The following is a 13613-nucleotide window of genomic DNA, read 5'->3' as shown; positions in this document are numbered from 1 at the left end:
GGAGACGGTAATGCATGAATGAACGAATTCTCCGTACACTGGAATTCAAAAAAATTATTGATCAATTGAGCGGTAAAGCGGCTTCCTCGCTTGGAAAAGAGAAGACTGCCGCTCTTAAACCCTCTTCCGATTTGGGAGAGGTGCTGGTGAAGCAGCAGGAAACAGATGAAGCGGCACAGGTCCTGCGCTTGAAAGGACATATTCCTTTAGGGGGAATTTTTGATATTAAACCGAGTTTGAAACGGACCACGATCGGTGGGATACTCAGCGCCACCGAGTGCTTGGATATTGCCAGTACCATTTACGGCGGTCGTCAGCTCAAACGCTTCGTAGAAGAAATGGAAGAACCGGAAATGCCGATCCTTCGGGAAATGGTCCTAGGTATTGACCCGATGAAAGAATTGGAAGATGAGATCAGACACTGCATTGATGAAAATGGAAAGGTGATGGACGGAGCCTCGGATAAACTCCGTACCATTCGTTCTAAAATCCGTACGAATGAAAGCCGCGTACGGGAGAGAATGGAGTCTTTCACCAGGTCTAAGTCCAAAATGTTGTCCGATTCCATCATTACCATCCGAAATGAACGCTATGTCCTGCCCGTAAAGCAGGAATATAGAGGATCGATAGGTGGTATTGTACACGACCAGTCTTCATCAGGAGCCACCTTGTTCATTGAACCCCAGACGGTAGTCGATTTGAACAATCAGCTCCAGGAAGCACGGGTGCAGGAAAAGAATGAAGTGGAACGCATCTTGAAAGAGTTGTCCCAGACCATCGCGGAGTACAATAGTCCACTCTATGAAAACGTGACAATCCTGGGGGATATCGACTTTATGTTCGCCCGGGCTAAACTCGGTGCAAGTATGAAAGCGTCCATGCCAAAAATGAACGATAAGGGCATCATTAAGATGAAACAGGCCCGACACCCGCTCATTCCAGCCGAAGAAGTCGTTCCGAACGATGTAGAACTTGGAGAGGATTATACGTCCATCGTCATCACAGGACCAAACACCGGTGGTAAAACCGTAACGCTTAAACTGGTCGGATTATTTACCTTAATGGCTCAATCCGGTTTACAGGTGCCGGCTTTAGATGGCTGTGAGCTGGCTGTGTTTGATGAAGTGTTCGCTGACATTGGGGATGAACAGTCCATAGAACAAAGTCTATCCACCTTTTCTTCCCACATGACGAATATTGTTGACATCCTGAATCGTGTCGACCACCGTTCGCTCGTTCTGTTTGACGAGCTGGGTGCGGGGACGGACCCTCAGGAAGGTGCCGCTCTTGCCATGTCCATTTTGGATGAAGTCGTAAGAAGAGATGCCCGTGTTATTGCAACGACCCACTACCCGGAATTGAAAGCATATGGTTATAATCGCCCTGGTGTCATCAATGCATCCGTAGAATTTGACATTCAAACATTGAAACCGACGTACCGTCTTTTGATCGGCGTCCCGGGTCGCAGTAATGCATTTGAGATCTCCAGAAGACTCGGACTGGATGAATCCATCATCGATGATGCCAAGGGGCATGTCGGTGTCGATTCTCAGAGCGTCGAGAACATGATTGCCTCCTTGGAAGAATCCAAACGGGGAGCAGAAAAAGATTACGAAGAAGCAGAGCAGATGCTGGAGGAAGCAGAGAAGCTTCGTAACGAGCTTCAGGTTAAGTGGAACCAGTTTGAACAACAACGGGAGAAGCTTTATGAGAAAGCAGAAGCGAAGGCGGAGAAGGCGATTAGGAAGGCGAAAGAAGAAGCCGAGGAAATCGTTAGTGTAATCCGCAACATGAAGTCCCAGGCAGGTATGAAAGAACATGAATGGATTGAAGCCCGCAAGATGTTCGAAGAGGCACAACCGGAACTTACAAGCAAGAAACCTAAGGCACAGCCTGCCAAGCCTAAGCAGACGCAGAAGGAATTACAGCCTGGGGATGAAGTCAAACTTCTTACCCTCAACCAACAGGGTACCATCGTTGAAAAGACAGGCAAGAATGAGTATCAGGTACAAGTAGGCGTTATGAAGGTAAAAGCAAAACAAAAAGACTTGGAATTCGTCAAAGCCAAAGAACCGTATAAAGAAAAACCGATGGCTACGGTCAAAGGGAAGAGCTTCCATGTGAAAGCGGAACTCGATTTGCGCGGGGAAAGGTATGAAGATGCTCTTAATCGTCTGGAGAAGTATATCGACGACGCGCTTCTCGCCGGATATCCGACGGTGTCCATTATTCACGGAAAAGGAACAGGGGCGCTGCGTACCGGTGTTCAGAATTTCGCAAAGAACCATCGTAGTATTTCCGGACACCGTGCCGGAGGTATGAACGAAGGAGGCAGCGGAGTCACCGTCTTGGAGCTCCGTTAAACTTCAGTAGAGAAAGGAGCAGTAAGAATGGATGGTTTTTGGGAAATTCCGCTTGTGGAAACCGCAGCCAGATACAGCGTCGTCGTTCTCTGTCTGGTCGTTTCCATGGCGGTATTCGAAGCAGTAACATCCTATAATAATTGGAAAGAGATAAAAAAGGGGAATATGGCCGTGGCAATGGCTACAGGGGGTAAGATATTCGGAGTGGCGAATATCTTCCGCTTCTCCATCCAGCATAATGACTCCTTGCTGATGACGATGGGGTGGGGCCTTTACGGCTTCGTTCTTCTGTTATTCGGCTACTTCATCTTTGAGTTTCTCACTCCCTCTTTTAAAATCGATCGGGAAATTGAAGAGGATAACCGTGCGGTAGGATTTATCTCCCTTGTCATTTCTGTCGGACTTTCCTACGTCATTGGTGCGAATATCATTTAAGGGGGAAGCCATGGAAACGCTGGCGAAAATATTGTTGGTCGTAGCTGCATTATTTTTACTTATTGGTGTCCTTTTCTTCATCTTATGAAAGCTCTTCTTAACAGAAGGGCTTTTTTTACAGTTTTGTGCGAAAAATGTCGTTTGAAATATTTTCAAAATTAGAAATTATATTTCAAATGTCCCGGTTGAATAGTTATAATGGAGTAGAAGACCTAAATAAGGGAGGCATTTACGTATGACAACCTTTCAGCGTCCTTGGCATCAATATTATCCGCCGGAGGTCCCTGTCCAAATCGATTACGATAAGCGTCCGATCCACGATTATTTGAAAGAAAGCGCCGAACGTCACGGAGAAAAGAAAGCGCTTTATTTTATGGGGAAGGAAATGACGTATCAGGAAGTCTACGAACAGGCTGTCACCGTGGCCGGGTATCTCCAATATCTTGGTTTGGAGAAGGGGGATAGGGTTTCGATCATGCTCCCCAACTGTCCACAGTCGGTCATCTCTTACTATGCGGTACTGATGGCAGGAGGAATTGTAGTACAGACAAACCCGCTGTATATGGAAAGAGAGCTGGAATATCAATTGAAGGATTCCGGGGCGAAAATGATCATCTGCCTCGATATTCTGTACCCTAAAGCCGCAAATGTAAAAGCGGAGACTTCGCTGGAACATATCCTTGTGACCGGTATAAAGGATTATCTCCCCTTCCCGAAAAATAAAATCTATCCGTTCATCCAAAAGCGGCAGTATCAAGTATTGGTAAAGCCGGAGCAGTCGATGGATACTCATTTGTGGCCCGGCGTGCTGAAGAAGAACCATTCCTTCAAAGCGGTGGACGTGGATGCCGTGGAAGATTTGGCGCTGCTGCAGTACACAGGAGGAACGACAGGGTTTCCGAAAGGTGTCATGCTCACCCATTACAATTTGGTAGTTAATACTCAAATGGCACAGAAATGGCTGTATAAATGTGAAGAAGGGAAAGAGTCTGTTCTTGCAATACTTCCTTTTTTTCATGTGTACGGGATGACCTCTGTCATGAACCTTTCAGTCATGATGGCTAATGAAATCATTCTGATGCCGAAGTTTGAAGCAGAAGACGTGCTGAAAGTGATTGAAAAAAGAAAGCCTACTTTATTCCCCGGAGCGCCTACTATCTATATCGCTCTTCTCAATCATCCGAATCTGCAGAAATATGATCTTTCTTCTATTGAAGCGTGTATCAGCGGGTCTGCGCCGCTTCCAGTGGAAGTACAGGAACGTTTCGAGGCGGTTACCGGAGGTAAGCTTGTCGAAGGGTATGGTTTGACGGAAACGTCACCGACGACACACTCCAACTTGATTTGGGGCAAACGGGTGAGTGGAAGTGTAGGAATCCCTTGGCCGGATACAGATGCCAAAATTATTCAAATGGAGTCTGATGTGGAAGCTCCTTTTGGTGAAATAGGAGAAATCGCCGTCAAAGGACCGCAGGTGATGAAAGGGTACTGGAATAAGCCGGAGGAAACAGCTCAGGTGTTGAGCGAGGACGGTTGGTTCCGGACAGGTGACATGGGGTACATGAACGAGGACGGATATTTCTACATTGTTGATCGGAAAAAGGATATGATCATTGCCGGAGGTTATAACATCTATCCAAGAGAAGTCGAAGAGGTACTTTATGAGCATTCGGAGATTCAGGAGGCAGTCGTTGTCGGTGTGCCGGACCCTTACAGAGGAGAGACCGTCAAAGCTTTTATCGTGAAAAAACAAGGAAGCGACATCACGGAAGAAGAATTAAATGAATACTGCAGAAAAAATATTGCCGCTTATAAAGTACCGAGGCTCTATGAATTCCGGGAGGAACTTCCCAAGACGGCTGTAGGTAAAATACTGAGGCGGTCGTTAGTGGAAGAGGAGCGGCAGAAATATGAGGATGCAGAGAGCATCCAGTAAATTTCTCGAAGAAAGTTGACAGAATATTCTCCTGTATGTAGAATAATAGATGAATGATGATTCATTCATTTTCAGTGAAGATGGGCAGGAGATATTCATGAAGAAAGACAAACCAAAGTTCAAACAAATTATAGATGCAGCAGTCGAAGTCATTGCTGAAAATGGCTACCATTCCTCACAGGTATCAAAGATAGCCAAAAAAGCAGGAGTGGCAGATGGAACCATCTATCTTTATTTCAAAAACAAAGAGGATATTCTCGTTTCTTTGTTCCAGGAAAAGATGGGGCAATTCATCGAAAGGATCGAGCAGGAAACAACCTCGAAGCAGTCAGCGGAAGAGAAGCTCTTAACGTTGATCGAAACACATTATGAGCAGCTGGCAGCGGACCACCATCTTGCGGTCGTCACACAATTGGAGTTGAGACAATCCAACAAAGACCTGCGGTTGAAGATCAACCAGGTATTGAAAAGATATTTGGATGTCATCGATCAGATCGTGGAAGAAGGTGTAGAGGAAAAGCTGTTCCGGAGCGATTTGGACCGCCGTCTCGTTCGTCAGATGATTTTCGGAACGATGGATGAGACGGTGACAAATTGGGTAATGAACGAGCAGCGCTATAACATAGCAGACCAGGCGGAAGAAGTCCATAGCTTGATCATTCGTGGGTTGACCCGCAATCATTCATCATAAAGGAGCGAATCGCTTTGTCCACACTGGCATGTAAAGTCAAAGGTAATGTTGCGGAGGTCACTATAGAAAGTCCCCCTGCGAACGCCTTATCATCCGCAATTTTAAAGGATTTAGAACAACAGTTGAACGAAATAGAAGCAGACAAATCCGTAAAAGCAATCCTCTTGAAAGGGGAAGGGAAGTTCTTCTCAGCGGGCGCGGATATTAAAGAATTCACCTCTTTACAGGGGGCGTCCGACTATGAGGCGCTTGCCGGCAGAGGACAGCAGCTCTTCGACCGAATTGAGAAGTTCCACATTCCAGTCATCGCTGTCATTCACGGGGCTGCCTTGGGAGGCGGGCTTGAACTTGCCATGGCTTGTCACATCCGGGTCGTTTCTTCGGATGCCAAGCTTGGTCTTCCTGAAATGAATCTCGGGATTCTGCCCGGTTTCGCAGGGACGCAGCGTCTTCCGCGTTATGTAGGAGTGGCAAAGGCTTATGAAATGATACTTACAGGGACCCCGATTTCGGGGGAGGATGCTGTCCGGCTTGGTCTCGCCAACCACAGCTATCCTGTAGAAGAGCTGCACGCACAGGCTGAAAAGCTTGCTGCGAAGATAGCTGCTAAGAGCGGCCCCGGCATCCATCAGGTCATGAAGTTGATTCCTTATGCCCACACCTCCCGTTTGGAAGAAGGCGTAAGGGCAGAAGCAGAGGCATTCGGTGCCGTGTTCGGCAATGAGGACGCCAAAGAGGGAATTCAAGCGTTTATCGAAAAACGGAACCCTGCGTTCCGAGATCAATAGTACTGGAGGGTATGAAGGATGAATATTTACGTGTTGTTGAAGAGGACGTTTGATACGGAAGAGAAAATAGCAGTTAAAAACGGAGCTATCCAGGAGGACGGTGCGGAATTTATCATTAACCCGTATGATGAGTATGCCGTTGAGGAAGCGATCACCCTCCGCGACGCTCACGGGGGAGAAGTGACGGTCGTGACGATCGGGGAAGAAGAGTCTGAGAAACAGCTTCGTACAGCACTTGCAATGGGAGCGGATAAAGCTGTATTGATCAATACGGAGGATGATCTGGAAGACGGGGATGCTTTTACGACCGTGAAGATATTAGAAGCCTTCTTTGAAGATAAAGACGTGGATATCATCTTAGGTGGAAATGTTGCGATCGATGAAGCCAGTGGGCAAGTCGGTCCCCGCTTAGCGGAAAGACTGGATATCCCTTGTGTAACGACGATTACAAATATAGAAATCGATGGCACAACGGTCCAAATCGAACGCGATGTTGAGGGAGATGTGGAAAAAGTCGAAACGTCTCTGCCACTTCTTGTCACCTGTCAGCAAGGGCTTAACGAACCTCGTTATCCCTCTCTACCGGGTATTATGAAGGCCAAGAAGAAACCACTCGAGGAACTGGAGTTGGATGACTTGGATCTGGAAGAAGACGATGTAGAGGCGAAAACAAAGACGGTGGAAATATACCTTCCTCCTGAGAAAGAAGCAGGTAAAGTTCTTGAAGGTGAAGTGGATGAACAGGTGAAAGAACTTGTTTCCTTACTGAAAACAGAAGCGAAAGTACTGTAAATAGAGAAGGGAGAGGAGAATGGTTATGAGTAAGAAGGTACTGGTAATCGGAGAAGCAAGAGAAGGAAGCCTGCGTAATGTCACGTTCGAAGCGATCGCGGCTGCTCATTTGATCAGCGACGGTGGAGAAGTCGTCGGAGTTTTGTGCGGTGATGGTAACCTCGAAGCGATGGGACAGGAAATGGTTTATCATGGTGCAGCGAGGGTCATCACTATTTCAAACCCAGAATTGAAAACGTATACATCTGACGGGCACGGTCAGGCAGTCCATCAAGTCATTCAGGATGAATCGCCAGACGGGATCGTCCTTGGTCATACGGCAGTAGGAAAAGACCTTGCGCCGAAACTGGCAAGCAAACTTGGTTCCGGTCTTGTATCTGATGCGACGGAGGTCGTCGTGGAAGGTGGAGAAACGATTTTCACCCGTCCCATCTATTCCGGGAAAGCTTTTGAAAAGAAAAAAATCACGGAGGGCCTCATTTTTGCAACGATCCGTCCTAACAACATACCAGCTCTGACCCGTGACGATTCTCTGACCGGGGACGTCTCCACGAAAGATGTAGAGATCTCTAACATTCGTACAATCATTAAAGATGTTATTCGCAAATCTTCAGACGGTGTCGATCTATCAGAGGCGAAAGTGATTGTGGCCGGAGGCAGAGGAGTGAAGAGTGCGGAAGGATTTGAACCATTAGAGAAGCTTGCAGAAGTCCTTGGCGGGACAGTGGGAGCTTCCCGTGGAGCGTGTGATGCAGGCTACTGTGATTACTCCCTCCAAATCGGTCAGACCGGAAAAGTCGTTACGCCTGATTTGTACATTGCCTGCGGAATTTCAGGAGCGATCCAGCACCTTGCCGGTATGTCGAACTCTAAAATCATTGTCGCCATCAACAAAGATCCGGAAGCGAATATTTTCAACGTCGCGGATTACGGGATTGTCGGAGATCTTTTTGATGTCGTACCAAAATTGATTGAAGAAGTGAAACAAATAAAAGTGAATGCATAAGCTGAACTTAGAAGCCGAAGCCAAATATTTGGCTTCGGCTTTCATACATGTTTAAATAAGGTATAAACAAATTGTTAGTCACTAAAAATAGATAGTGATATACTCTAAACAGACTTAAAAGGTCGAGGAGGAATTATTGTATGGCAATTGTAAAAGCAACTGACCAAAACTTCACCGAAGAAACAAGTCAAGGACTTGTTCTTGCAGACTTCTGGGCACCATGGTGCGGTCCATGTAAAATGATCGCTCCTGTCCTTGAAGAATTGGACGCTGAAATGAGCGACAAAGTGAAAATCGTCAAACTTGACGTGGATGAAAACCAAGAAACAGCCGGCAAATTCGGTGTTATGAGTATTCCGACACTGCTTCTGTTCAAAGACGGTCAAGTCGTTGATCAAGTAATCGGATTCCAACCTAAGGAAGCTCTAGCTGAATTGGTTTCGAAACACGCATAAGGGGATACCATTCCTTTCAAGCCGCGCTGCTCAGCAGCGCGGCTTTTAACATGCATAATTTCCTGCCATTGTGGTATTTTCAATATATAACTTCTTGAAGGGATGGGGTGAACGTGTATGAATTCAATTATTAAAGAGAAACTGGCCGTTCTGCCCGACCAACCCGGCTGCTATTTGATGAAAGATAAGAACGATACCGTTATTTATGTGGGGAAATCCAAAGTTTTAAAAAACCGCGTACGCTCTTATTTTACCGGCGCTCATGACGGGAAGACCCAGAGGCTGGTGCGGGAAATTGTAAACTTTGAGTATATTGTAACGACTTCTGAAATTGAAGCCCTAATTCTCGAGATGAACTTAATTAAGAAGTACGACCCCAAGTACAATGTCCTGTTGAAGGATGATAAAACTTATCCATACTTGAAAGTAACAGGAGAACGTCATCCTCGCCTGATTGTCACGAGAAACGTGAAGAAGGATAAAGGGAAGTATTTCGGACCGTACCCGAACGTTATTGCCGCTCGTGAAACGAAGAAGCTTCTTGATCGACTGTATCCTCTTAGGAAGTGCAATACGATGCCGGACCGTGTTTGTTTGTATTACCACATGCATCAGTGTCTCGGCCCCTGTGAATTTCCTGTTTCCAAGGAAACAAATGAAGACATCGTACAGAGCATCACCTCTTTCCTGAGCGGAGGACATAAAGAGATCAAGAAAGACCTGAAGAACAAGATGCTTCAGGCTTCGGAAGCGCTGGACTTTGAGCGTGCGAAGGAGTTAAGGGATCAAATCGAACATATTGAATCGGTCATGGAACAGCAGAAAATGACGATGAACGATCAAGTAGACAGAGACATTTTTGGTTATGCTGTGGATAAAGGATGGATGTGTGTTCAGGTATTCTTCGTGCGTCAAGGGAAGCTTATTGAAAGAGACGTCGCTCTTTTTCCATTTTTTGACGACCCGGAAGAGACGTTCCTCAGCTATATCGGACGATTTTATCTCCATCAAAATCATCCGTATCCGAAGCAGGTGTTGGTCCCTGTGGCTACGGATGTGAATGTTCTGGAAGGAGCGTTGGATACGAAAGTCCATATTCCGATGCGGGGGCGTAAGAAGGAACTGGTGGAACTCGCCAGGAAGAACGCCCAGATTTCTTTAGAGGAGAAGTTCGCCTTAATTGAGCGTGATGAAGAGCGGACAATTAAAGCCGTGGAGTCGTTGGGCAGCCATCTGCATATCGAAACGCCGCACCGGATAGAAGCTTTCGATAACTCGAACATCCAAGGAGCGGATCCGGTGTCTGCGATGGTCGTATTTATTGATGGAAAGCCGAATAAGAAGGAATACAGAAAGTATAAGGTAAGAGACGTAAAAGGGCCGGATGATTATGAGACCATGCGGGAGGTCATTCGAAGAAGATATACGCGGGTTCTTAAAGAGAATCTCCCTCTTCCGGATCTTATTGTAGTGGACGGCGGGAAAGGGCAGATGACAGCGGCTCTTGACGTCCTGGAGAATGAGCTGGGTCTTGACGTCCCGCTCTGCGGGTTGGCGAAGGACGATAAACACAAGACGAGTGAACTTCTTTATGGAGAACCGCCTGTCCCGATAGATCTTGACCGGAAATCGCAGGAGTTTTACCTTGTCCAAAGAATTCAGGATGAAGTGCACCGTTTTGCTATTTCTTTTCACCGCCAGCTGCGCGGAAAAGGAGCGATCCAGTCGGAATTGGACAGCATCCCCGGCGTAGGGGAAAAACGCAGACGGCTTCTGCTCCGTCATTTTAAATCTATACAGGCCATTAAAGAAGCGGACCCGACTGAAATTACGAAGCTCGGTGTACCCGAACCGGTCGCGCAGACGATTCTCGACCATTTAAATGAAGAAGAACCAGCTGAATGACAGCTGGTTCTTCTTTTTATGGTCGGAGTTAAGTACCTTCAGCCTTTCAGCGCCTTTATTTCCACCAAATTTTGTTTTTTATCCAATTCTTCAAAACACTCGTATGTATCGCCTGCGATCGCTTGGATCATTTCTGATAAGAAGCCGCACTCCAAACGAAAGTCGACGGGGAACAGCTTTTGATGAAGGCGCTTCTCAATGATGTGGCCCTTCAAATGAAACAGCATTTCTTTCTTCTTATCGTGAATGAGAACAAGTTCTCCCCATCCCATGTACTGGAAAAATTCATAAAGTTCATCAAAGGTTTCCATTTCTGTTTGTCTTGCCATGTTTTTACCCATGTAGTAGAGAAGGTAAGGGGCGTCTTTCCCTAAGAAATCCGGTAAGGTGTAGTACCGCATCAGGTCGAATCCGGCCCCTGTGCCTACAAGCGATGAAATGTTGCTCGTTGTTAACTTCGTAGATTCTTTCAAAACGCTCATTCCTTTCTACCCTCATTATCACTCGAAACGAAAAAGTCCGCAATATCCTTTCTGTATTTTTACGGGGGCGATGGCAAAAAAGTGAACAAAAAGAAGGGATATGAAGGGAATAGGAAATAAATGTGTTTTTTTGAGCAATATATGGATTAGCTTTCTTGACGCTAATAAAGGATAGAAGTACAATGAACTTGTCACAAATTGCACATTGGTCAGACAACTTGGGAATTTGGGGCTTTTCCTATTATTTTTTTAAGCGTTATTAAAGCGCTTAACTGTCTGAATAATGTTCATTTTCAATCAGTTATCATCTGAGGGGGGTAAATATGGCGGGAACACGCGGATACGTCAATCGAAGACTGCATTCACTGCTAGGAGTAGTACCGATCGGGATCTTTTTGATCCAACACTTGACTGTGAACTATTTTGCAACACGTGGTCCAGAAGCATTCAACGCGGCGGCTCACTTTATGGAGAGTCTGCCATATCGTTATGTACTGGAGATTTTCATTATCTTTTTACCACTACTTTTCCACTCTATTTATGGGGTGTATATTGCATTCACAGCTACGAGTAACATCTCCAATTTCGGTTATTTCAGAAACTGGATGTTCATCTTTCAGCGGATTACAGGAATTATTACGCTCATTTTCATTGCGTGGCACGTATGGGAAACAAGAATTGCCATCGGCTTTGGCTGGGCGGATCTGAACTATCAACTGATGGAGAGTATCCTTACTGAACCGTTCTTCTTCTGGTTCTACATAGTAGGGGTGGTTTCAACTACTTTCCACTTCTCTAACGGTCTATGGTCCTTCTTTGTCAGCTGGGGAATCACTGTTTCTCCACGCTCTCAAAAGATCATGACTTATGTAAGCATCATCGTCTTCCTGGCGATTTCTTACGTAGGTGTACGTACACTGATTCAATTCGCATACGGAATATAATAGATTTATAGAAACATAACTTTGATCGATTTATAGTATTCAAGGGAGTGAGCTTCAATCATGACTAATAAAAATATTGTTGTTGTCGGTGGAGGACTTGCCGGCCTAATGGCAACAATTAAAGCAGCTGAACAAGGGGTTCACGTGGATTTGCTCTCGATCGTTCCTGTTAAACGTTCTCACTCTGTCTGTGCCCAGGGCGGTATCAACGGGGCGGTTAACACAAAAGGAGAAGGGGACTCTCCTTGGGAACACTTTGACGATACGGTTTACGGAGGGGACTTCCTTGCCAACCAACCACCTGTTAAGGCTATGTGTGAAGCGGCGCCTGGGATCATCCACCTGCTCGATCGTATGGGGGTCATGTTCAACCGTACACCGGAAGGACTGCTTGATTTCCGCCGCTTCGGGGGAACACAGCACCACCGTACAGCGTTCGCCGGTGCAACAACGGGGCAGCAGCTGTTATATGCGTTGGATGAACAAGTCCGTAGACACGAAGTAAACGGCCTTGTAACAAAATATGAGAATTGGGAATTTCTTTCCGCCATTATCGATGATTCGGGTGTCGGCAGAGGTGTCATCGGTCAAAACCTCAGCTCCCATGAAATAAAGGCGTTTCCTTCTGATGCTGTCATCATGGCTACCGGAGGTCCTGGAATCATTTTCGGTAAATCGACGAACTCTGTCATTAACACTGGTTCAGCTGCAGCAGCTCTTTACCAGCAGGGTGTCGATTATGCAAACGGTGAGTTCATTCAGATTCACCCGACAGCGATCCCCGGCGATGATAAACTCCGACTGATGAGTGAGTCTGCCCGCGGGGAAGGCGGCCGTGTTTGGACGTATAAGGATGGCGAACCTTGGTATTTCCTTGAAGAGAAATATCCGGCCTATGGAAACTTGGTGCCGCGTGATATTGCAACCCGTGAAATTTTCGATGTATGTGTCAACCAGAAGCTTGGTATTAACGGTGAAAACATGGTGTACCTGGACCTGTCCCATAAAGATCCAAAAGAATTGGATGTCAAATTGGGAGGGATCATCGAAATTTATGAGAAGTTCGTAGGCGAAGATCCTCGTAAAGTACCGATGAAGATCTTCCCTGCCGTTCACTATTCCATGGGTGGTATGTGGGTCGACTATGACCAAATGACAAACATTCCTGGTATTTTTGCTGCTGGAGAATGTGATTACACGCAGCACGGTGGAAACCGACTTGGGGCAAACTCTCTGCTTTCTTCTATTTATGGCGGCATGGTCGCAGGACCGAACGCAGTGAAATATTTGGACGGGCTGGAGAAGCTTGCTGATGATATGTCTTCCACGCTCTTTGACGCGAAAGTGAAGGAAGAACAGGAGAAATTCGATGAAATTCTGAAGATGGACGGCGATGAGAACGCCTACCAGCTTCATAAAGAACTAGGGGAATGGATGACGGATAACGTGACTGTGGTTCGTCAAAATGACAAGCTTCTGAAAACAGATGAGAAGATTGTCGAATTGATGGAACGATACAAGCGGATCAACATCAATGATACTTCCAGGTGGAGTAACCAGGGAGCTATGTTTACCCGTCAGCTGTGGAATATGCTGCAGTTGGCCCGTGTTATTACTCAGGGAGCTTATAACCGTAACGAAAGCCGCGGCGCCCATTACAAGCCTGATTACCCGGAACGTAATGATGAAGAATGGTTGAAGACGACCGTCGCCAGCTACGATAAGGAAAACAATAAACCGGTCTTCCGTTATGACAAAGTAGATACATCCCTGATTGAACCTCGTAAACGAGACTATTCGAAGAGTAAATAATAAA

At 46.2% G+C, this 13613-nt stretch carries 11 protein-coding genes and 1 pseudogene; 11 read left to right on the top strand and 1 reads right to left on the bottom strand.

Features of this window, described 5'->3' with window-relative positions:
* Window positions 1–14: 14 nt before the first annotated feature.
* From QRD89_RS12775 to uvrC, 9 genes and pseudogenes are all read left to right on the top strand, one after another.
* Window positions 15–2363, top strand: a complete 2349-nt coding sequence (locus tag QRD89_RS12775) for an endonuclease MutS2 (protein WP_008635249.1) — start codon at window positions 15–17, stop codon at window positions 2361–2363.
* A 27-nt stretch (window positions 2364–2390) separates the two neighbouring features.
* Window positions 2391–2798 carry a DUF350 domain-containing protein gene (locus tag QRD89_RS12770; protein ID WP_286095389.1) on the top strand — a complete coding sequence of 136 codons (408 nt, stop codon included), beginning with the start codon at window positions 2391–2393 and terminating at the stop codon, window positions 2796–2798.
* A 235-nt stretch (window positions 2799–3033) separates the two neighbouring features.
* Window positions 3034–4734, top strand: coding sequence for an AMP-binding protein (locus QRD89_RS12765; protein ID WP_026577122.1), 1701 nt, complete (start codon window positions 3034–3036; stop codon window positions 4732–4734).
* 97 nt (window positions 4735–4831) lie between these two features.
* On the top strand, window positions 4832–5425 hold the full coding sequence (fadR, locus tag QRD89_RS12760) for a fatty acid metabolism transcriptional regulator FadR (RefSeq protein ID WP_026577123.1): 594 nt from the start codon (window positions 4832–4834) through the stop codon (window positions 5423–5425).
* A gap of 14 nt (window positions 5426–5439) precedes the next feature.
* Window positions 5440–6213, top strand: a complete 774-nt coding sequence (locus tag QRD89_RS12755; RefSeq protein ID WP_008635238.1) for an enoyl-CoA hydratase — start codon at window positions 5440–5442, stop codon at window positions 6211–6213.
* Between the two features lie 18 nt (window positions 6214–6231).
* Window positions 6232–7005, top strand: a complete 774-nt coding sequence (locus tag QRD89_RS12750; RefSeq protein ID WP_162129297.1) for an electron transfer flavoprotein subunit beta/FixA family protein — start codon at window positions 6232–6234, stop codon at window positions 7003–7005.
* Between the two features lie 25 nt (window positions 7006–7030).
* On the top strand, window positions 7031–8011 hold the full coding sequence (locus tag QRD89_RS12745; protein WP_008635233.1) for an electron transfer flavoprotein subunit alpha/FixB family protein: 981 nt from the start codon (window positions 7031–7033) through the stop codon (window positions 8009–8011).
* A 137-nt stretch (window positions 8012–8148) separates the two neighbouring features.
* Window positions 8149–8466 (top strand): annotated as a pseudogene (gene trxA / locus QRD89_RS12740) (thioredoxin); the annotation flags it as partial.
* Between the two features lie 117 nt (window positions 8467–8583).
* A complete protein-coding gene (gene uvrC / locus QRD89_RS12735; protein ID WP_008635229.1) occupies window positions 8584–10371 on the top strand; it encodes an excinuclease ABC subunit UvrC in 1788 nt (595 codons plus the stop codon).
* A gap of 38 nt (window positions 10372–10409) precedes the next feature.
* Here uvrC and QRD89_RS12730 read toward each other — a convergent pair whose 3' ends face one another.
* Window positions 10410–10853 carry a YslB family protein gene (locus QRD89_RS12730; protein ID WP_026577126.1) on the bottom strand — a complete coding sequence of 148 codons (444 nt, stop codon included), beginning with the start codon at window positions 10851–10853 and terminating at the stop codon, window positions 10410–10412.
* 323 nt (window positions 10854–11176) lie between these two features.
* On the opposite strand from QRD89_RS12730, the gene QRD89_RS12725 reads away from it, so the two are divergent.
* Complete coding sequence (locus QRD89_RS12725; protein ID WP_026577127.1) at window positions 11177–11797, top strand: succinate dehydrogenase cytochrome b558 subunit; 621 nt, start codon at window positions 11177–11179, stop codon at window positions 11795–11797.
* Window positions 11798–11857: 60 nt separating this feature from the next.
* On the top strand, window positions 11858–13609 hold the full coding sequence (sdhA, locus tag QRD89_RS12720; protein ID WP_026577128.1) for a succinate dehydrogenase flavoprotein subunit: 1752 nt from the start codon (window positions 11858–11860) through the stop codon (window positions 13607–13609).
* Window positions 13610–13613: the final 4 nt, after the last annotated feature.

This window comes from Halobacillus sp. ACCC02827, assembly GCF_030291935.1.
Lineage (GTDB): Bacteria > Bacillota > Bacilli > Bacillales > Halobacillaceae > Halobacillus.
Note: the sequence above shows the minus strand (reverse complement) of the source record. Positions and strands in the feature narration are given on the sequence as shown.

Bases quoted from the DNA above. Each gene is read 5' to 3' on its own strand.
- QRD89_RS12775 (WP_008635249.1), top strand. From the start codon at position 15: ATGAATGAACGAATTCTCCGTACACTGGAATTCAAAAAAATTATTGAT.
- QRD89_RS12770 (WP_286095389.1), top strand. From the start codon at position 2,391: ATGGATGGTTTTTGGGAAATTCCGCTTGTGGAAACCGCAGCCAGATAC.
- QRD89_RS12765 (WP_026577122.1), top strand. From the start codon at position 3,034: ATGACAACCTTTCAGCGTCCTTGGCATCAATATTATCCGCCGGAGGTC.
- fadR (WP_026577123.1), top strand. From the start codon at position 4,832: ATGAAGAAAGACAAACCAAAGTTCAAACAAATTATAGATGCAGCAGTC.
- QRD89_RS12750 (WP_162129297.1), top strand. From the start codon at position 6,232: ATGAATATTTACGTGTTGTTGAAGAGGACGTTTGATACGGAAGAGAAA.
- QRD89_RS12745 (WP_008635233.1), top strand. From the start codon at position 7,031: ATGAGTAAGAAGGTACTGGTAATCGGAGAAGCAAGAGAAGGAAGCCTG.
- uvrC (WP_008635229.1), top strand. From the start codon at position 8,584: ATGAATTCAATTATTAAAGAGAAACTGGCCGTTCTGCCCGACCAACCC.
- QRD89_RS12730 (WP_026577126.1), bottom strand. From the start codon at position 10,853: ATGAGCGTTTTGAAAGAATCTACGAAGTTAACAACGAGCAACATTTCA.
- QRD89_RS12725 (WP_026577127.1), top strand. From the start codon at position 11,177: ATGGCGGGAACACGCGGATACGTCAATCGAAGACTGCATTCACTGCTA.
- sdhA (WP_026577128.1), top strand. From the start codon at position 11,858: ATGACTAATAAAAATATTGTTGTTGTCGGTGGAGGACTTGCCGGCCTA.